Annotated in this window: 22 protein-coding genes; 5 read left to right on the top strand and 17 right to left on the bottom strand. The window is 33.1% G+C overall.

Features of this window, described 5'->3' with window-relative positions:
• Nucleotides 1-147: 147 nt before the first annotated feature.
• Nucleotides 148-789 carry a YagU family protein gene (locus tag BN1226_RS00240; RefSeq protein WP_044469513.1) on the top strand — a complete coding sequence of 214 codons (642 nt, stop codon included), beginning with the start codon at nt 148-150 and terminating at the stop codon, nt 787-789.
• A gap of 52 nt (nt 790-841) precedes the next feature.
• On the opposite strand, the gene BN1226_RS00235 is transcribed toward BN1226_RS00240, so the two are convergent.
• The 15 genes from BN1226_RS00235 to tal all read right to left on the bottom strand — a co-directional run bounded on the left by BN1226_RS00235 (nt 842) and on the right by tal (nt 13,888).
• Nucleotides 842-1,300, bottom strand: a complete 459-nt coding sequence (locus tag BN1226_RS00235; RefSeq protein WP_044469512.1) for an NUDIX hydrolase — start codon at nt 1,298-1,300, stop codon at nt 842-844.
• A gap of 44 nt (nt 1,301-1,344) precedes the next feature.
• Entirely contained in the window at nt 1,345-2,067 is a 723-nt protein-coding gene (locus tag BN1226_RS00230) for an rRNA large subunit pseudouridine synthase E (protein WP_044469511.1), read from the bottom strand.
• Nucleotides 2,068-2,367: 300 nt separating this feature from the next.
• Entirely contained in the window at nt 2,368-2,697 is a 330-nt protein-coding gene (locus BN1226_RS00225) for a cupin domain-containing protein (RefSeq protein WP_052506661.1), read from the bottom strand.
• Between the two features lie 62 nt (nt 2,698-2,759).
• Nucleotides 2,760-3,188, bottom strand: coding sequence for a F0F1 ATP synthase subunit epsilon (locus tag BN1226_RS00220; RefSeq protein WP_044469510.1), 429 nt, complete (start codon nt 3,186-3,188; stop codon nt 2,760-2,762).
• 38 nt (nt 3,189-3,226) lie between these two features.
• Entirely contained in the window at nt 3,227-4,600 is a 1,374-nt protein-coding gene (atpD, locus tag BN1226_RS00215) for a F0F1 ATP synthase subunit beta (RefSeq protein ID WP_005760759.1), read from the bottom strand.
• Nucleotides 4,601-4,619: 19 nt separating this feature from the next.
• Nucleotides 4,620-5,489 (bottom strand): F0F1 ATP synthase subunit gamma, encoded by an 870-nt coding sequence (gene atpG, locus BN1226_RS00210; RefSeq protein ID WP_044469509.1) that lies wholly within the window; start codon nt 5,487-5,489, stop codon nt 4,620-4,622.
• Between the two features lie 21 nt (nt 5,490-5,510).
• A complete protein-coding gene (gene atpA, locus BN1226_RS00205) occupies nt 5,511-7,052 on the bottom strand; it encodes a F0F1 ATP synthase subunit alpha (RefSeq protein ID WP_005760792.1) in 1,542 nt (513 codons plus the stop codon).
• Nucleotides 7,053-7,064: 12 nt separating this feature from the next.
• On the bottom strand, nt 7,065-7,598 hold the full coding sequence (gene atpH / locus BN1226_RS00200; RefSeq protein WP_005760848.1) for a F0F1 ATP synthase subunit delta: 534 nt from the start codon (nt 7,596-7,598) through the stop codon (nt 7,065-7,067).
• Between the two features lie 13 nt (nt 7,599-7,611).
• Nucleotides 7,612-8,082 carry a F0F1 ATP synthase subunit B gene (gene atpF / locus BN1226_RS00195; RefSeq protein WP_044469508.1) on the bottom strand — a complete coding sequence of 157 codons (471 nt, stop codon included), beginning with the start codon at nt 8,080-8,082 and terminating at the stop codon, nt 7,612-7,614.
• A gap of 69 nt (nt 8,083-8,151) precedes the next feature.
• Nucleotides 8,152-8,406, bottom strand: a complete 255-nt coding sequence (atpE, locus tag BN1226_RS00190) for a F0F1 ATP synthase subunit C (RefSeq protein ID WP_005760745.1) — start codon at nt 8,404-8,406, stop codon at nt 8,152-8,154.
• Nucleotides 8,407-8,469: 63 nt separating this feature from the next.
• Nucleotides 8,470-9,273: a F0F1 ATP synthase subunit A gene (gene atpB / locus BN1226_RS00185; RefSeq protein WP_044469507.1), complete on the bottom strand. Its 804-nt coding sequence runs from the start codon at nt 9,271-9,273 to the stop codon at nt 8,470-8,472.
• 45 nt (nt 9,274-9,318) lie between these two features.
• Nucleotides 9,319-9,696 (bottom strand): ATP synthase subunit I, encoded by a 378-nt coding sequence (locus BN1226_RS00180; RefSeq protein WP_044469506.1) that lies wholly within the window; start codon nt 9,694-9,696, stop codon nt 9,319-9,321.
• Nucleotides 9,697-9,836: 140 nt separating this feature from the next.
• Nucleotides 9,837-10,478 (bottom strand): 16S rRNA (guanine(527)-N(7))-methyltransferase RsmG, encoded by a 642-nt coding sequence (gene rsmG, locus BN1226_RS00175; RefSeq protein ID WP_044469505.1) that lies wholly within the window; start codon nt 10,476-10,478, stop codon nt 9,837-9,839.
• Nucleotides 10,468-12,357, bottom strand: a complete 1,890-nt coding sequence (gene mnmG / locus BN1226_RS00170; RefSeq protein WP_044469504.1) for a tRNA uridine-5-carboxymethylaminomethyl(34) synthesis enzyme MnmG — start codon at nt 12,355-12,357, stop codon at nt 10,468-10,470. The genes rsmG and mnmG overlap by 11 nt, the downstream gene beginning before the upstream one ends.
• A gap of 577 nt (nt 12,358-12,934) precedes the next feature.
• Nucleotides 12,935-13,888 carry a transaldolase gene (tal, locus tag BN1226_RS00165; protein ID WP_005760753.1) on the bottom strand — a complete coding sequence of 318 codons (954 nt, stop codon included), beginning with the start codon at nt 13,886-13,888 and terminating at the stop codon, nt 12,935-12,937.
• A 185-nt stretch (nt 13,889-14,073) separates the two neighbouring features.
• Between tal and BN1226_RS00160 the strand changes: the two genes are divergently transcribed.
• From BN1226_RS00160 to BN1226_RS00145, 4 genes are all read left to right on the top strand, one after another.
• A complete protein-coding gene (locus tag BN1226_RS00160; protein WP_044469503.1) occupies nt 14,074-14,631 on the top strand; it encodes a DNA-3-methyladenine glycosylase I in 558 nt (185 codons plus the stop codon).
• Between the two features lie 79 nt (nt 14,632-14,710).
• Nucleotides 14,711-17,062, top strand: coding sequence for an LPS assembly protein LptD (lptD, locus tag BN1226_RS00155; RefSeq protein ID WP_044469502.1), 2,352 nt, complete (start codon nt 14,711-14,713; stop codon nt 17,060-17,062).
• A 190-nt stretch (nt 17,063-17,252) separates the two neighbouring features.
• Entirely contained in the window at nt 17,253-18,230 is a 978-nt protein-coding gene (locus BN1226_RS00150) for a ribonucleotide-diphosphate reductase subunit beta (protein ID WP_044469501.1), read from the top strand.
• Nucleotides 18,217-19,884 (top strand): ribonucleoside-diphosphate reductase subunit alpha, encoded by a 1,668-nt coding sequence (locus tag BN1226_RS00145; protein WP_044469500.1) that lies wholly within the window; start codon nt 18,217-18,219, stop codon nt 19,882-19,884. The genes BN1226_RS00150 and BN1226_RS00145 overlap by 14 nt, the downstream gene beginning before the upstream one ends.
• Nucleotides 19,885-20,016: 132 nt before the next feature.
• Here BN1226_RS00145 and hybG read toward each other — a convergent pair whose 3' ends face one another.
• Together hybG and hybE are read right to left on the bottom strand one after the other, a co-directional pair.
• Entirely contained in the window at nt 20,017-20,295 is a 279-nt protein-coding gene (hybG, locus tag BN1226_RS00140) for a hydrogenase maturation factor HybG (protein ID WP_044469499.1), read from the bottom strand.
• Between the two features lie 33 nt (nt 20,296-20,328).
• Nucleotides 20,329-20,838 carry a hydrogenase-2 assembly chaperone gene (gene hybE / locus BN1226_RS00135; RefSeq protein WP_044469498.1) on the bottom strand — a complete coding sequence of 170 codons (510 nt, stop codon included), beginning with the start codon at nt 20,836-20,838 and terminating at the stop codon, nt 20,329-20,331.
• Between the last annotated feature and the right edge of the window lies 1 nt (nt 20,839).

Below are 20,839 nucleotides of genomic sequence, written 5' to 3'. Positions count from 1 at the left end.
TCTTTACAGGTAAAAAACGATAAAAAAACTTGACTAAAACGTTTCAACAAATAAAATTAATAGCTCTGTAAAATTTATTAATACAGATGTAAAATTCATATCGTTATAATACACGATATTTCCCCTATAAAAATTTAGGAGCTTAATATGTCAGGCTTATTTGAACAAACTCCTGCAAATCGTCGTCGTTACGGTTTAGCAGTATTCATCGGTATCATTGGTGGTATCATTTCAGCTTTTGTTAAATGGGGTGCAGAACATCCATTTCCACCACGTAGCCCAATTGATTTATTCTCAGCAGCATGCCCTCAACCAGTACTAGATGCTTTAAATTCTGGATCTATCGTAATGGATCAAGCATTACAACAATGTTCACGTGCATTCTTAAATCCTCCACATGTCTTCTTGCGTGACTACATGGGTATCGATCCAACTGAAGCCGTATTCACATTTGCTGATTATGCATTTAACTGGATTGGTGTAACTCACATCATCTTCTCTATTGTATTTGCCGTAGGTTATGGTTTAGTGGCTGAAGTATTCCCTAAAATTAAATTCTGGCAAGGTATCGGTGCAGGTTTAATTGCATGTATAGTGGTTCACTATATTGTTTTCCCTGCGATGGGCTTAGCACCATCTGTAGCTGATTGGCCATGGTACGAACATGTATCTGAAATTTTAGGCCATATCTTCTGGTTCTGGACAATCGAGGTGATTCGTCGCGATTTACGTAATCGTATCACTCATGAACCCGATCCTGAAGTTTCATTAAATCAAGCGTATCGCTAATTTAATCAAAATAAAAAACCCGATAGCGTATCGGGTTTTTTATTATCTCAAATTAATTATTAAAGACAGTTAAAATATCTAAAGGGTAACTTTCACCTTTAAGGTAATCCTGTAATGCTTCTATCACTAATGGATTACGTGCACATTGACCTTCTTGTTGAATATAATCGTTAAATTCCTCTAAAGTAAGCCAAAAACCTTGGGTAATATCGGCATCATGAGGCGTAATATCTAACCATTCTTCTAACTCTACAGTAAATACAAAACGTAAATAATCTTTTTGGCTACGAGGAGCATGCCATTGATAAATTTTTACTAAAGATTGCATCTCTGCTCTAATCCCCGTTTCTTCATAAAGTTCTCGACTTGCACCTTCAAGAATACTTTCATTTTCTTCTAAATGGCCAGCAGGCTGATTTAAGGTTCGTTTACCATATTCAATTTCTTCTACAAATAAAAATTTACCTTTGCAATGTACAATACAAGCCATAGTTACATGAGGTTTAAGCATAAATTTTTCCTTTTTTTACCGCACTTTTTATCATAAGTAATCACTTACTTAATGCTGAGTTTTAAGTTTTTATATAAATAGATTAATTCTGATTCAGAAAGTTGATAATATTCGCCATTATTAAGCTGTTCTACAGTAAACCCTGCAGTAGCATAACGAATTAAACGTAATGTAGGAAAGCCAATATAAGCCGTCATACGACGAACCTGACGATTTTTACCTTCACGAATACCAATCTCTAACCAACTCGTTGGAATACTCTTACGTTCACGAATAGGTGGATTTCTCGCCCATAACCAACTCGGCTCAGCTATCAATTTTACTTTTGCTGGTTTTGTTAAACCATCTTTCAGTTCAACGCCTTTACGTAGCTTATCTAAGTCCTGTTCTGTCGGCTTACCTTCTACTTGCACAATATAGGTTTTTTCCATTTTAAATTTAGGATCGGCTAATCGATGTTGAAGTTCACCATTATTTGTTAAAATCAACAAACCTTCACTATCACGATCCAAACGCCCTGCGGCATAAACTTGAGGAATATTAATAAAATCCTTTAAGGTTTTGCGGCCATTTTCATCAGTAAACTGCGTCAATACATCAAAAGGTTTATTAAATAAAATGACCTTAGTTTGCGCAAAATCAGGAGTGGGAGATTTCACCGAATGCGCCTTAACATTTTTGCCAAAATCTACCGCACTTTTACGGCGATTAGCTTTCGGCTTATGAAAAGGTTGATAAGATAGATAACGAGGTGAGGTTGTACGCATAATAGTCTCAAAAATAATAAAAAAGTGCAGTCAGATTTTTATCTAAATCAGTGCTCCGCACTGTAGCAAATAATGGCTTGTTGAGTTTTTAATTAGTCGGTGTAAGGCGTTATCGCATAAGGTGGACGCTGAAACAGGAATAAAAGGAATACTTTTGCAATTACTGCTTTAATAGCTTGCGTTGGCTTATTTTGTGATGGCTATTTAGTAATATACTATCTATATAGCTGAAAATTGCTTTGTTCTGCATTTTATTCTTCTGTTAATGGTGTGCGTCAGGAGACGCGTGCTATCAAGTGATTAATCATTCGGATCATCAACATAATCAATTTCTGCATAACCTGCAGATAAAGTAATTTGATGCAAAGTATTAGCAGGAATGGTATAGCTTTCCCCTTTTACATAGCGTGTTGTATTGCCGTTGATCGTTAAATCGCAATAGCCATTTACCACCATAGTAAATTGCTCTGCATGTTGATGTTCTGGAAAAGCAATCTTTTTTTCAGTTTCTACAAAATAAACTGTTCCCTGTGGAGTATGATCAACATAAACAAATAACCCATCAATGCCATAATCACGACGAGGAATTTTTTTGATAATTTGAGGAAAGTTAGATTGGAAATTTGACATAAAAATATCCTAAAGTTAATAAAAAACCGACTCTAATTTAGAGACGGTTTTTATTTTGTCAATTAGCGTTTGTTTTTCACTAATTTTTCTGTTAATTCGTAAGCACGAAGTTTTGCAAGTTCTTTTGAAAGTTTTGCTACCAATAAATCATGATCAGCATCTGTATGACGAGCCACGATATTTTCTTCAGCTTTACGTTTCGCATTTAAGATACGTTCTTGATCTAAGTCTGTACCACGAATCGCAATATCAGCTAACACTGTTACTGTTGTTGGTTGAACTTCTAAAAAACCTCCAGAAACATAAATAACTTCTTCGTTACCATTTTCCAAAGTTAATTTCACAATACCTGGTTTAATTGCTGTTAATAACGGCATATGTCCAGGTAAAACGCCCAATTCACCTTCAGTACCAGTTGCTTGAATGCTTTTTACAACACCTTCAAAAATTTTTTTCTCTGCACTTACGATAGTTAAGTTGAATGTTGCCATTGTTTTCTCCTTCAGGAATGAATATTCACTTGAAGTGATTACATATTTTTGGCTTTTTCGATAACTTCGTCGATTGAACCTGCCATATAGAACGCTTGTTCTGGAATATGGTCATATTCACCATCTAAGATACCTTTGAAACCACGAATAGTTTCTTTCAATGGTACATATTTACCTGGTGTACTATTGAACACTTCAGCAACAAAGAATGGTTGTGATAAGAAACGTTCAATTTTACGTGCACGTGCTACCACTAATTTATCATTTTCAGATAATTCATCCATACCTAAAATTGCAATAATATCTTTTAACTCTTTATAACGTTGTAAGATACCTTGTACGCCACGAGCTACATCATAGTGCTCTTGACCAACAACTAATGGGTCTAATTGACGTGAAGTTGAATCTAATGGGTCAACCGCTGGGTAAATACCTAAAGATGCAATATTACGGCTTAATACCACTGTTGAGTCTAAGTGAGCAAATGTTGTGGCTGGCGATGGGTCTGTTAAGTCATCCGCTGGAACATAAACCGCTTGAACAGAGGTAATAGAACCTGTTTTAGTTGAAGTAATACGTTCTTGTAATACACCCATTTCTTCTGCAAGCGTTGGTTGGTAACCTACAGCTGATGGCATACGACCTAATAACGCTGATACTTCCGTACCTGCTAAGGTATAACGATAAATATTATCTACGAAGAATAATACATCACGACCTTCATCACGGAATTTTTCAGCCATAGTTAAACCAGTTAAAGCAACACGAAGACGGTTACCTGGTGGCTCATTCATCTGACCATAAACAAGTGATACTTTGTCGATAACATTTGAATCTGTCATTTCATGATAGAAGTCATTACCCTCACGAGTACGCTCACCAACACCAGCAAATACTGAGTAACCATTGTGCTCAGTTGCGATGTTACGGATTAATTCCATCATATTAACTGTTTTACCTACACCAGCACCACCGAATAAACCAACTTTACCACCCTTAGCAAATGGGCAAATTAAGTCAATAACTTTGATACCAGTTTCTAATAATTCAGTACTGTTTGATTGTTCTTCATAACTTGGTGCTGCACGATGGATTGCCCATTCTTCTTCTGCACCAATCGGACCACGTTCATCTACGGGTTCACCTAAAACGTTCATGATTCGACCTAAGGTTTTTGTACCTACAGGTACAGAAATCGCTTTGCCTGTATTACTTACGCTTAAACCACGTTTTAAACCGTCAGATGTACCCATTGCAATACAACGAACTACACCACCACCTAATTGTTGTTGAACTTCAAGTGTTAAACCTGTTTCAACTTTTAATGCGTCGTAAACTTTTGGTACTGCATCTTGTGGGAATTCAACGTCGATTACCGCACCGATAATCTGTACAATTTTTCCTGCTGACATTACCGTTCCTCTAATTTAGTTAAATTGCAGCTGCACCAGCAACAATTTCATTTAATTCATTTGTGATACTTGCTTGACGAGCTTTGTTATACACTAATTGCAAGTCATTAATTAAATTACCTGCATTATCTGTTGCTGCTTTCATTGCTACCATTCGAGCAGCTTGCTCTGAAGCTAAATTATCAACCACTGATTGATAAACTTGAGATTCTAAATAACGAGTTAATAAGCTATCAAGTAATACTTTTGGCTCTGGCTCATATAAATAATCCCAACTTTGCTGTCTTGCCTCTAGGTTATCATTATCTAATTCTGGTAATGGAACTAATTGGTTAACCGATGGTTTTTGAGACATTGTATTAATGAATTTATTATAGGCAATATATATTGCATCAAATTCACCTTTTTTATGTGCATCAAACATACCATTAGCAATACCAATTAAATCTTCTACTGCTGGGGCATCCCCTAAACCAGAATGTTGAACTCTGATAGTTAAGCCAAGTGAACGGAAGAATGCAATGCCTTTTGAACCAATAAGGCCGAGTTCAACATCAACACCTTGTTCCTTCCATTTTTTTATCTCAGAAAGTACTGATTTAAATAAATTAATATTTAAACCACCGCACATTCCGCGATCACTTGAAACAACTAAAATACCTACTTTTTTAATTTCACGATTAATTAAAAATGGGTGTTTATAACCTACACTAGCTTTAGACACGTGGCTGATAACATTACGTATTGTTTCAGAATACGGACGAGAAGATGCCATACGATCTTGCGCTTTACGCATTTTCGAAGTAGCAACCATTTCCATTGCCTTAGTAATTTTTTGTGTACTTTGTACACTGGCAATTTTGGTTTTTATCTCTTTTGCACCTGCCATGTTATATCTCCGTTTCCGTTATTACCACGTACTATTAGCTTTAAAACTATCCAAAATACCTTTCAATGATTCTTTAATTTCATCATTGTAGTTACCTTGTTTGGTAAGTTCTTGCATAAATTCAGCGTTATTACGGTTTGCATAATCTAAAAGTGCGGCTTCAAAAGATAAAATTTTATCTTTTTCTACATCTTCTAAATAACCAAATTCAGCGGCAAATAAAACTACAGCTTGTTCAGCAACTGATAATGGTGAGTATTGTTTTTGTTTCAATAACTCTGTTACTTTTTCACCATGAGATAACTGTTTACGAGTTGCATCATCTAAATCTGAAGCAAATTGAGCAAATGCAGCTAATTCACGATATTGAGCTAATGCTGTACGAATACCACCTGCTAATTTTTTAATCAGTTTTGTTTGTGCTGAACCACCAACACGTGATACAGAAATACCAGGGTTAACCGCTGGACGGATACCTGCATTAAATAAGTTAGACTCTAAGAAAATCTGACCATCAGTGATGGAAATTACGTTAGTAGGAACAAACGCTGAAACGTCACCTGCTTGTGTTTCAATAATAGGAAGAGCTGTTAAAGAACCTGTTTTTCCTTTAACTTCACCATTAGTAAAACGTTCTACGTATTCTTCATTAACTCGAGCTGCACGTTCAAGTAAACGTGAGTGTAAATAGAATACATCACCTGGATAAGCTTCACGACCTGGTGGACGACGTAATAATAATGAAATTTGACGGTAAGCTACAGCTTGTTTAGATAAATCATCATAAACGATTAATGCATCTTCACCACGGTTACGGAAATATTCACCCATTGCACAACCTGCATATGGTGCTAAATATTGTAATGCTGCAGATTCTGAAGCTGATGCAACAACTACGATTGTATTTGATAATGCACCATTTTCTTCTAATTTACGTACTACGTTAGCAATAGTTGATGCCTTTTGACCAACTGCTACATAAATACATTTAATCCCAGAATCTTTTTGGTTAATAATAGCATCAATTGCTAATGCTGTTTTACCAGTTTGACGGTCACCGATAATTAGCTCACGTTGACCACGACCAATTGGAACCATTGAGTCAACAGCTTTATAACCTGTTTGTACTGGTTGATCAACGGATTTACGATCGATAACACCTGGAGCAATGACTTCAACTGGTGAGAATCCATCATTTTGAATTTCACCTTTACCATCAATAGGTTGACCTAAAGTATTTACTACACGACCTAATAAACCACGACCAACTGGAACTTCAAGAATACGACCTGTACATTGAACTTCCATACCTTCGGCTAAATCGGTATAAGGCCCCATAACCACAGCACCAACTGAATCACGTTCTAAGTTAAGTGCCATAGCATATACATTGCCAGGTAATGCTATCATTTCACCTTGCATTACATCGCTTAAACCATGAATACGAATAATACCATCATTCACAGAAACGATTGTACCCGTGTTACGAGCTTCGCTCACAACATTGAACTGAGCAATGCGTTTTTTAATCAATTCACTAATTTCAGTTGAATTTAGTTGCATTTTTTATTCCTCTTATAATTGCAATTCGCTAGCAAGACGAGTTAATTGACCACGGCTTGAACCATCAATAACCATATCATCTGTACGAATGATAACTCCTGCAATAAGAGAGCTATCTACGCTGCAATTTAATTTAACTTTACGAGCAAGTTTTTTCTCCATTGCTACAACAATTTTTTGTTCTTGCGTTGCATTCAATGGTTGAGCAGAAATAACTTGAACTTCAGCAGTTGCATTATGATCTTCTACATAAGCTTGGAATTCTTTTAAAACTGCTGGAAGCACAGTTAAACGCTTATTTTCAGCCATTAACCGAATAAGATTTTGCCCATATTGATCAAGTTGTTCTCCACATACAGCAATTACAGTTTCACTAAGTTTTTCAGCTGAAAGAGAACTTGTTAAAAATTCTTTAATCACACTATTTTCGGTGACTTCAGTAGCAAAAGTTAACATATCTGTCCATTTTTCTACTGCATTATGTTCAACTGCAAAATCAAATGCTGCTTTGGCATAAGGACGAGCTATTGTAGTTAATTCTGACATAAGCCCAACCTTCTTATAGTTCTGCAACTAATTTATCAATAATATCGTTGTTCGCTGCTTCATCCACAGAACGACCAACAATTTTCTCAGCGCCAGCAATAGCTAAAGATGCAACTTTTATACGTAATTCTTCTTGAACACGTTTACGTTCTGCTTCAACTTCTGCATAACCTTGTTCAATAATGTTCGCTTTCAGTGCTTCAGCTTCTACTTTAACTTCGTCTAATACTTCATTACGACGTTTATTAGCTAAATCTAAAATTTCTTGTGCTTGAATTTTAGCCTTAGAAATTTCTTGTTCAGCTAATATTTGAGTATTAGCTTGCTCTTTTTTAGCTGCTTCAGCTGAGGCTAATGCATTAGCAATTGTACTTTGACGCTCTTCAATTGCTTTAATAATTGGAGGCCAAACAAATTTCATGCAAAACCATACAAAGATGATAAATGCAATTGTTTGACCAATTAATGTTGCGTTGATATTCACAACGGCACCTCCTTTAAAGTTGGTTATTTACTCGATAATTTGAATTATACTGAGTAGTCCGTTTTAAAATTAACCCAACAATGAAGCAAATGGATTTGCGAATGCAAAGTATAAACCAATACCAACAGCGATCATCGCAATTGCGTCTAATAAACCTGCAACGATAAACATTTTAGTTAATAATGAATTCGCTAATTCAGGTTGGCGAGCAGCAGATTCTAGGTATTTACCACCTAAAATACCAAAGCCAATACCTGTGCCTAATGCGGCAAATGCAAGCATAATAGCTGATGCGATGATTGTTGCACTGATTACAGTTTCCATAGTTTTCTCCAGTTTGATTGAAAATAGCCTTTCAGCTGTTTGTTATTTAAAGTTTAAGTAAAATTAATGCTCTTCAGATTTATTATAGGCAATTCCTAAATAAACGACTGTTAACATCATAAAAACGAACGCTTGTAATACAATAACTAAAATATGGAAAATTGCCCAAGCCAGTTGTAAAGGAACACCTAAACTAGCAACAAACATATTTGCACTATACATTACAGCAATTAAAATAAAGATTAATTCCCCAGCATACATATTACCGAAAAGACGTAATGCCAATGAAATAGGCTTAGAAATTAAGGTAACAGATTCCAATAATAAATTAACAGGAACAAATGCAATGTGATTAAATGGGTGCATAGTGTATTCTTTAACAAAACCACTTACACCTTTGGATTTCAACGTATAGAAAATAATCAAGCAAAATACACCAATAGCAAGACTGAATGTAATATTCATGTCAGCTGAAGGCACTGCACGTAAATGATGAATACCTAACATTTGTGCAACTTGAGGTAAATAATCTACAGGTACTAAATCGATCAGGTTCATTAAGAAAACCCATACAAAAATAGTTAATGCTAATGGAGCAACTAATGTGCGATTTCCCGTAAAATTTTCTTTTACGACACCATCAATCCACTCAACTAACATTTCTACTAAACATTGCAATTTACCAGGAACGCCTTTATTCATATTTTTAGCAACTTTATAAAAAATAGCTAAAAAGATTATACCTGTTAAACAGGTAAAAAATAATGAGTCAATATTGAATGACCAAAACCCTTCATTTGATGTCAAAAATGTAAGGTGATGTTGAATATATTCAATCGAAGTTTGAGATGAACCTTCAGCAGACATATATGTATCCTACGAATTGTTGATAAATCGTTTATTTTTAAAAAATTATTTACTATTTAATAATGCAGGCAACAGATTATTTAATACAATAAAAATAAAATAACCTAAAAAAAGAGCCATACTTTTTAGTGCAAAAAAGTAAAATGCAATAATGAATAATATTACTGTTAATACTAATTTTAAAACTTCACTTTGATAAAGTACTTTGACTTTATTTTCAACAGGTTGATTTCCTTTTAAATATAAGGCATAACCTATAAAAGCTATTTGAGGTAAAACAGCAATTAATGCACCAAATAAAAATGAAAATACCTGATCTGTAAAACAAAAATAGGTAATCCATGTTCCAATAAAAATAAAAAAAAACTCAATCAGAAAAGTTTTTTTATATACGTTTTTTGTTTGTATAAAAACTGATGACATGTTTTGATTTATTTACTAGTACATAGAGAGTTTAATTATACGGACTAATTTTAGCAATGCAATCAATAACCATTAGCTAAGTGCATAAAATTAAACATTTTAAAAAAATATTTAAGTTTTTAAAAAAATAAAAATATTTTCTAAACACTTTTAACTAAAATTAAATGTCTTTCGCCCTCTAATTCTGGTACATGCAATGGAATAATTTTTTCAATTTTGAAATTTTTTGATAATTCATTTGCTTCATCAGCATGATAAATTCCTTTTAATGCGTAAAAAAATCCATTTTCTGTTGGTAAATTTTTACACCATTCAGTCATATCTTTTAAACTTGCAAAAGCACGGCTCAATACGCCATCAAATTTATCTTCAACTTTATATTCTTCAACCCGACTTAAAACAGGAGTAACATTCGTTAAACCTAATTCACGTACTGCATTGCGAATAAAACTGATACGCTTACCTAAACTATCTAATAATACAAAATTTTTAGTTGGATTAATGATAGCTAAAGGTAAACCAGGCAGTCCAGGCCCAGTACCAATATCAATAAATGATTGTCCTTCTAAATAAGGGCTGACGACTAGGCTATCTAAAATATGTTTAACTAACATTTCCATAGGATCACGTACGGAAGTGAGATTATAGGCTTTATTCCATTTATTTAATAATAAAACTAACTTAACTAATTGCTGTTTTTGTTGATCGGGAATAAAAAGTGCGGTCTGTTTTAACAAAATTTCTAATTTTTGAGCTAATTCCAATTCAAGATTATTCGCCACGTTTAAGCATTCCTTGTTTTTTCAAATTAACTAATAAAATTGAAATCGCTGCAGGTGTAATTCCTGAAATACGACTTGCTTGACCAATAGATACCGGTCTATGTTGCATTAATTTAGCTCTCACTTCATTAGATAAACCTAATACTAAATCATAATCAAAATTATTCGGGATAGCTGTATTTTCATGGCGTTTTTGACGTTCAATTTCTTCTTGTTGATGTTCAATATAACCTTGATATTTAACACTAATTTCAACCTGTTCAACTGCTTCTTTATCTTCCATTGCTGGTTTAAATGGTGTAAGCGTCGTTAAAATTTGATAATTTATTTCAGGACGACGTAATAAGTCTTCACCATTAGCTTCACGAACTAATGGACTCCCTAAAACTTTATTAGCTTCTTCTAAATATTCTGAACGAGGATGTAACCAAATACCACGTAAACGTTGTTTTTCAGCCTCAATATTTTCCATTTTTTGGTTAAAACGAGCCCAACGTTTATCATCAATTAATCCTAGCTCATGAGCAATTGGTGTTAAACGCATATCAGCATTATCTTCACGTAACAATAAACGATATTCAGCACGAGAAGTAAATACACGATATGGTTCTTTTGTACCTAATGTACATAAATCATCAACTAATACACCTACATAAGCTTGATCTCGACGAGGGAACCAACTTTCTTTTTCTTGTACAAATAACCCCGCATTAATTCCAGCCAATAAACCTTGTGCAGCAGCTTCTTCATAACCTGTTGTACCATTAATTTGACCAGCAAAAAATAAACCATTAATAGTTTTAGTTTCCAAGGTTGGTTTTAAATCACGAGGATCAAAGAAATCATATTCAATAGCGTAGCCAGGTTTTACAATACGTGTTTTTTCTAGACCAGGCATTGAATTAACAATTTTCATTTGAACATCAAAAGGTAAACTAGTTGAAATACCATTTGGGTAAACTTCATTAGAAGTTAAACCCTCAGGTTCAAGATAAATTTGATGAGAATTGCGATCAGCAAAGCGCATTACTTTATCTTCAATTGAAGGACAATAACGAGGACCAATACCTTCAATAATTCCCGTATACATAGGACTACGATCCAAATTATTACGAATTACTTCGTGTGTTTTTTCATTAGTACTTGTAATGTAACAAGGAATTTGCATCGGATGTTGATCAACAGATCCCATAAATGAAAAAATAGGCAATACTGCATCGCCATGTTGTTTTGCTAAAATATCAAAATTAATAGTACGTGCATCTAAACGGGGAGGTGTGCCTGTTTTCAAACGATCTACACGTAAACCAAGTTCTCTTAAACGTTGAGATAAGGTAATAGAAGAAGGATCTCCTGCACGTCCACCAGAATAGTTTTCTAAGCCAATATGGATCTTACCAGCCAAGAAGGTTCCAGCTGTTAAGATCACTGCTTTAGATCTAAATTTAAGCCCCATTTTAGTTGTAACACCAACTACATGATCCTGTTCTAATAAAATATCCGTGGCTTCTTGTTGGAAAATATCTAAATTTTCTTGATTTTCTAAGGCCATTCTTACCGCTTGGCGATAAAGAACACGGTCTGCTTGCGCTCGAGTAGCACGAACAGCAGGTCCTTTACTACTATTTAATGTTCTAAATTGAATACCCGCTTTATCTGCAGCAGTCGCCATTAAGCCACCCATAGCATCAATTTCTTTAACTAAATGACCTTTACCAATACCACCAATAGCAGGATTACAGGACATTTGTCCTAAAGTATCTACATTATGTGTTAATAATAAAGTTTTTAACCCCATGCGAGAAGGAGCGAGTGCCGCTTCTGTACCTGCGTGACCACCACCGATCACTATGACATCATAATTTTCTGTATAAAACATAATAACCTTGTTTTTTTAAATGCTTTTTAAGCCTTGATCTTGTAGATCCAATCTTTTTAGATAACTAGTTATTGTACTTAAATTTAAGATAGCTTGAAAGTAGATTCTAAAGATCCATATTATGGAGATCCAAAAAGATCACATACATATAATTAAAGATCTTATTTATATATAAAGATCTTATTATTACTATTATTATGATCATTGGATCTTGTGAGTAAGATCTTTTTTGCTTTTTAAATAAATAACTTAGATCTCTTTTAAAGTTGTTAAGATCTTTATATTAAAATATGAAATAAACTGTGTATAAATAGACGAGTTATCCACAAATAAAAGATGAGAGTAATTTATTAATAGATTAAAAACACTTTTTTTACAGCTTTACTGATAAGTTATCCACAAATAGAAGTTAATATAATTTAAAACTTTGGATTAATAATTAATTAAAAAAATTAGATAATAAATAGAACAAATTAAAAGGGCTGATCACAATATAATATTGAAATCAGCCCTTGAATTAAAAATTTAACTTTTTACAGTCAGATCAAAATAATGTCTTTTATTTATTAAATTATTTTTATAATTTAGCACTTAACATTGCTTCTAATTTTTCAATATCAGCCGCAAATTTACGAATACCTTCCGCTAACTTTTCTACTGCCATTGGATCTTGATTATGTTCCCAATAGAATTCTGCTTCTGTCATTGGTGCTGGGCGAGCTTTCACTTCACCTGTATAAGCTAATTTACGAGGTAGTGCTGTTGTACTTTCCTGTAATTGTTGTAATAAGCTTGGTGCAATAGTTAAGCGATCACAGCCTGCCAGTTCAGTGATTTCACCAATATTACGGAAACTGGCTCCCATCACTACTGTTTGATAACCATATTGTTTGTAATAGTGATAGATACTAGTAACGGAAACAACGCCGGGATCTTCAGAAGGAAGATATTCTTTCTTATCTGTATTTGCTTTGTACCAGTCTAAGATACGACCAACGAAAGGAGAAATTAAATAAACTCCTGCTTCCGCACAGGCACGGGCTTGAGCTTGAGAGAATAATAAAGTTAAGTTACAGTTAATCCCTTCTTTTTCAAGAACTTCAGCAGCACGAATACCTTGCCAGGTTGAAGCTACTTTAATTAAGATACGGTCATTTGAAATGCCTGCTTCATTATAAAGACGAATCAGTTTACGTGCTTTTTCAATGGTTCCTTGAGTATCATAAGAAAGACGAGCATCCACTTCGGTAGAAATACGTCCAGGAACAATTTTTAAAATTTCTAAACCAATTTTAACGGCTAAGATATCTTCAGCCTCAATAATTTGTTGTGCTTTGTCATGGGTTTGTTGCTTAGCATAGGCAATAGCTTCATCAATTAAAGTGGCATATTGAGGCAAAGCAGAAGCACTTAAAATTAATGAAGGGTTAGTTGTGGCATCTTGTGGTTGATATTTTTTGATAGCTTCGATATCCCCAGTATCAGCCACTACAACGGTCATACTACGTAATGTTTCTAATTGTGTTGTCATTATTTACCTCTATTTTATTGTGAATTTAGGATATTTTTATACAATAACACATAATTCTGTTAGTTTAATGTGATTTTTATCTTTAGTATTGATAGTTAATATCTTAAATATTTAATAGTACTAAGTCTTTTTATTAACTTCAGTGATTTAGATCACAAATAAATAGATTAAAAGGAATATTGATAATGGTAGTTCGTTGCAGTTGGGCAAATGGTATAGATATTTATGAAAAATATCATGATGAAGAATGGGGTAAACCTGAATTTGATAGTATTAAATTATTTGAGAAAATTTGTTTAGAAGGACAACAAGCAGGGCTTGCTTGGATTACTGTATTAAAAAAACGTGAAAATTATCGAAAAGCTTTTTATCAATTTAACCCTGAATTGATTGTTAATATGACCGATCAAGATATTGATAAATTGATGCTAGATAAAGGATTAATTCGTCATCGTATAAAATTAGAGGCTATAGTTAAAAATGCTAAGGCTTATATGGCAATGCAAAAGTGCGGTGAAAATTTTAGTAATTTTATTTGGTCTTTTGTAAATAACCAACCTCAAATAAATGATGTACCCACTTTAAATAGTATTCCTACTAAAACTGAAACTTCAAAATTATTATCTAAAGCTTTAAAGAAAAGAGGGTTTGTTTTTGTTGGTGAAACAACTTGTTACGCTTTTATGCAGTCTATGGGATTAGTGAATGATCATATAAATGATTGTTTTTGTAAAAATAAATAATCTACTTCATTTATATATAAACAAGGTTTTTTAGAGTATAATTAATCTAATTTTAGCTAAATAATTATATGGTTAACGAATGAGAAAGAATACTTACACTTTACTTTCCCTATCAATTTTTATCGCACTTTATAGTTCAGTAAGTAGCGCTGATTTACAACAACGATGCTTAGCTGGCGTTCCTCAATTTTCAGGTAAAGTTGTTCAAGGTAATATAAATGATATGCCTGTTTATATTGAAGCAGATAGAGCTGAATTAAACCAACCCACTAATGGTATTTATGAAGGTGATGTAGATATAAAACAAGGTAATCGTCATTTAAAAGCTGCTTCGGCAGAAGTTGTTCAGTCAGGTAAAGGTGATAATGTACAACGTTTTGCTTATGTAAAAGGCGGCTTTGATTACAAAGATAATATCATTAATTTAACAGGCGATGATGCTAAATTACATTTGAATTCTAAAGATAGTGATATTAATAATGCGAGTTATCAATTTGTAGGTAGACAAGGTCGCGGTACGGCTAAAAATGCAGAAATGCGAGATAATGTACGCTTATTAAAAAATGCAAATTTTACTTCTTGTTTACCTGATGATAATTCATGGGAAATTGAAGCGAGTGAAATGAAACAATATGTTAAAGAAGAATATGCTGAAATGTGGCATGCTCGCTTTAAAGTTGCTGGTGTGCCAGTTTTCTATACTCCTTATTTACAATTACCTATTGGTGATCGCCGTCGTTCTGGTTTACTAATACCGAAAGTAGGTAGCTCTAGTCGAGATGGTTATTGGTATGCTCAACCTATTTATTGGAATATAGCACCTAATTATGATTTAACTTTTACTCCTAAATATATGTCAAAGCGGGGTTGGCAATCAAATGGAGAATTCCGTTATTTAAATGAATTAGGTGAGGGTAAATTAGCAGGAGAATATTTACATAAAGATCACTATAAAGATTATTCAAATGATAATAAATCACGCCATTTATTTTATTGGGCGCATAATGCAAAATTATTTAATAATTGGCGTTTAAATATAAATTATACCCGAGTAAGTGATAAACGTTATTTTAATGATTTTGATTCTGATTATGGTAGTAGTACAGATGGTTATGCAACACAAACAGCACGTTTAGCTTATTATCAACCAAACTACAATTTTTCTATTTCAGCAAAACAATATCAAGTTTTTGATAATGTATCTGTAGGTCCATATAAAGCATTACCACAGATTGATTTTAATTATTATAAAAATAATTTATTTAATGGTTTAGCAGACTTTAAATTATTTGCTCAATCTGTTCGTTTTGATAATTCTAGTTCATTAATGCCTACTGCTTGGCGTCATCATTTAGAACCAAGTTTAAATTTACCTTTAGTAAATAAATATGGAAGTTTAAATATTGAATCTAAACTTTATGCTACTCACTATCAACAACGTAAAGGCAAATCAACTAATGCCGAAGAAATAGAACATTCCGTAAATAGAGTAATCCCACAAGTAAAAGTAGATTATCAAACAGTTTTAGCCAGTAATAAAACTTTTATTAATGACTATACTCAAACCATTGAACCTCGAATTCAATATTTATATCGTCCATATCGTAATCAAAGTAATATTGGTTCAAAACGTAATACAGAATATTTAGGTTATGGATATGATTCCGCTTTATTACAACAAGATTATTATTCATTATTCCGCGATCGCCGTTATAGTGGTTTAGATAGAATAGCATCTGCTAATCAATTTACTTTTGGTGGTACGACTCGTTTTTATGATGAACAAGCAAATGAACGTTTTAATTTATCGTTAGGGCAAATTCTTTACATGAATAATTCTCGTATAGATGATAATGATAAAAATAATACTTCTGGACGTTCTTCTTCTTGGGCATTAGAAAGTAACTGGAAAATTAATGAACAATGGAATTGGCGTGGCAGCTATCAATATGATACTCGTTTAGATGAAGTTTCATTAGCTAATACTAGCTTAGAATATAATCCTAAGAAAAATAATTTAATTCAGTTGAATTATCGTTATGCAAGTCAAGCTTATATTGATCAAAATTTAACGGCTGGTGCAAATCGTTATAACCAAGATATTAAACAAATAGGTGCAACCATTGCTTGGGAAATTACTGATAATTGGTCTTTTGTTGGACATTATTATCATGATATAGCATTAAATAAGCCTGTTGAACAATATGCAGGTGTACAATATAGCTCTTGTTGTTGGTCTGTTGGTATTGGTGCAAGACGTTATTTAACTCGAAAATCAAATCAAGAATATACCAGCAATAGAGATGTATTCTATGATAATAGTTTTGGTATTACCCTCGAATTACGAGGTTTAGGTAATGAACAACATAACACCATTGTAGATATGTTGGATAAAGGTATGTTACCTTATGTAAAACCATTTAATCTGTAATATTCTTTGTTTATAAAGGTGTTGATTTCAACACCTTTTTTCTTACCTATCAAATAATAAATTTTCTATTTTTAAACCGCACTTTTCTCAATAATAAAAATACACACTATATATAGTGTTATTAATTTCTATTAATATCTATATATTGATGTTAGAATAAAAACGATTTTTATTTTTATACAGGTGTTTTATGTCTAGAAGTCTTTTTGAAAAACGTTTGAATATTAAACCTTATGAATATCCAGAATTATTAGAATTTAAAGATGCAATTCGTCACTCATATTGGTTGCACACTGAATTTAATTTTACGGGAGATATTCAAGATTATCGTACAACGATTAATCAATCAGAACGTCAAGTTTTAACTCGTACTATGTTAGCTATTTCGCAAGTTGAAGTGAATGTAAAACGTTTTTGGGGAGATTTATATCGTTATTTTCCAAAACCAGAAATTGATGATGTGGGAGGTACTTTCGCAGAAAGTGAAGTACGTCATAAAGATGCTTACTCATTTCTATTAGAAAAATTAGGTTTAAACGAAATGTTTAGTAAAATTACAGAATTTAAACCTCTAATTAATCGTATTCACTATATGGAAGATTTCATGCGTGATAAAGATGAAAGTCAAGAAGGTTTTATTTTATCACTCATTTTATTTTCTCTATTTGTGGAGCATATTTCACTGTTTGGTCAATTCTTTATTATGATGTCTTTTAATAAGCATAAAAATCTATTTAAAGGAATTTCAAATGCCGTAGAAGCTACATCTAAAGAAGAGGAAATTCACGGTCGATTTGGTATTGCTTTATATGAAATTTTACGTGAAGAACACGCTGATTTATTTACTGAACAATTCTATATTGATCTCAAGTATCTTGCTAATCAAGCAATTGAAGCTGAACGTAGTATTTTAGCTTGGATTTTTGAAGCAGGTGATTTGGATTTTGTAAGTCGCAAGTTGGTGGAAAATTATATTACTAATCGTTATAACCAATCTTTAGAAACTTTAGGTATTCCAGCACCTTATACAGTAGATATTGATTTATTAAAAGAAACAGAATGGTTTGATATTGAAATTCTTTCTACTAAAGAAACAGATTTCTTTAACAAACGTAGTACTGATTACAGCAAAAAAATGAAACAAATTACCGCAGATGACTTATTCTAATTCCACTCGTCCAGACTTCCACTGGCTTAATGAAGATAGCCGTTTATTTTTACAACGTGGCTATTTATTGGAAGGAACAGCAGCGCTTGAACGTATTCGTTATATTAGTGAATATGCAGAACATAAATTAGGCATTGAAGGTTTTGCTGATAAATTCTATCACTATATGGCAAGAGGTTATTTTTCCCTTTCATCGCCAATTTGGTCTAACTTTGGATTAGATCGTGGTTTGCCTATTTCTTGTTTTGGTAGCTATATTGGGGATTCCATTCAAGACATAATGACCACGGTTGCTGAAGTCGGTATGATGAGCAAAATTGGCGGTGGAACATCTGCGTATTTTGGTGATATTCGTCCTCGAGGTAGTACAATTAAAAATAACGGAAAATCAGATGGTTCATTTAATTTCACAAAACTTTTTGATACGACTATTGATGTTATTTCTCAAGGCACTTCACGTAAGGGACAATTTGCAGGTTATATTGATATTGAACATGGTGATATTGAAGAATGGTTAGATATTCATACGGAAGGTAATCCAATTCAATTAATGTATTACGGTGTATGTGTGGGTCATGAATGGCTTGAATCAATGAAAGCTGGAGATGTTTATAAACGTCAATTATGGGCAAAACTTTTACAGCGTAAAACGGAAACAGGTATTCCTTATTTATTCTTTAAAGATAACGCTAATGCTGGTCGCCCCGATGTATATAAAGATAAAAATATGGTGATCCATGCTTCAAATTTATGTACAGAAATCATGTTGCCAACAAGCATTGATGAAAGTTTTGTATGTTGTCTTTCTTCCATGAATTTATTGTATTTTGATGAATGGAAAGATACTGATGCTCCCGAAACACTCATTTTTTTCCTTGATGTTGTAATGAGTGAATTTATAGAGAAAAGTGCTTCAATTCCTTATTTACATCGAGCTCATCAATTTGCAACTCGTCATCGTGCGTTAGGTTTAGGTGTGTTAGGTTGGCATAGCTATTTACAAGCAAATAATATTGCTTTTGATAGTTTTGATGCTATGCAAAAAAATAATCTAATTTTTAAAACATTACGGGATAAAACTTTAACCGCATCAAAAGCATTGGCTAAACGTTTTGGAGAACCTGAAATTTTAAAAGGTTATGGACGTCGTAATACAACATTAATGAGTATTGCTCCAACGAAATCTAGTAGCTTTATTTTAGGTAGTGTTTCACCATCTGTTGAACCGTTTAAATCAAATTATTATGTAAAAGATTTAGCGAAGATTAAAACTATTTATAAGAATCCATTCTTAGAATCATTACTAAAAGAAAAAAATTTGGATACAGAAGAAATCTGGGACAGTATTTTACATAATGATGGTTCTGTTCAACATTTAGAACAACTTTCTGAGCATGAAAAAGAAGTGTTTAAAACTTTTTCTGAAATAAGTCAGTTAAGTGTGATTCAACAAGCCGCCCAACGTCAGCAATATATTGATCAAGGTCAGAGTATTAATGTGATGGTTCACCCTAGCACCCCAGCACGAGATCTTAATCAGTTATATCTTACAGCAGAAGAATTAGGTGTAAAATCTATCTATTATCAATATAGTATGAGTGCCGCTCAAGTATTTAACCGAAACTTACTTAGCTGTAGTAGTTGTGAAGGTTAGCTAAAAAACAGCGTTGATCTGTATAAATGAAATAAAAACAACAGTGCCCTGTTTTACACAGGGCACTATATTTAATTTATTAACTAATCTAACTTTGGGAATAGACAAAGTGCGGTCAATTTTTGAAAATTTTTATTTAGTTTGATTTAAACCTAAAAAATCACCCACTTCATGTTCTAATTGGCTCATAGCAATTAATGCTTCTTGGGTTTGTTTGGCTTCTTCTTCATCAATAATGCTCATCGCAAAACCTACATGTACAAGCACCCATTTTCCTAATAAATCTTTTGTTTCACCTTCGCAAATAAGTGAAATATTCACTTCTCGTTGTACCCCACAAACATCCACTGTTGCAGGTTGAAGAGCATCTTCTCCCACATTAACAATTTGACCAGGAACACCTAAACACATATTTTCCTTCTTATTTTGCTTTTTATATAGAACTTATTTTACCATTGCTTTGAAAATATTACGACGATTTACATCTGTAGTTGCTTGTTTCATTGGTAATGATAATAGCATTTGTAAACAGTCTTTAGTAAGTTGTACTGCATAATCTTTACTCAATGAGCTATCTAAAGGTGAATGCAATGAACAACTTAAATATTGAGGAATATTTTCTAAACAACTTACGGTGAAGTTTAAGGTTTTATAAGGCAGAGGAATGGCTAATTTATCCCCTAACTCACGAATTTCCCATTGTTGACCAGGACCAGGTAAAACCACCACACTTAACATCCAAGGTGTTAATACGGAACCAATCCATTGATTTTCGAATAAAACGAATTTAGGGCAGAAACAAGGTATTTCTTCACGATAGAAAGGTAAACCTTGCATATTCAGTTTTACTTTTTCCATTTCTGCTTGAAATAATTCTGCTGGATTGTTTTCAAATCCATCCACTAATTCAGAAAGTGCGGTAGTATTTTGATTAATTTTATTATGGTTATACATA

The sequence above is a fragment of the Mannheimia massilioguelmaensis genome (genome assembly GCF_000940515.1).
Lineage (GTDB): Bacteria > Pseudomonadota > Gammaproteobacteria > Enterobacterales > Pasteurellaceae > Basfia > Basfia bettyae.
This window is presented reverse-complemented; position numbering and strand designations above follow the sequence as displayed.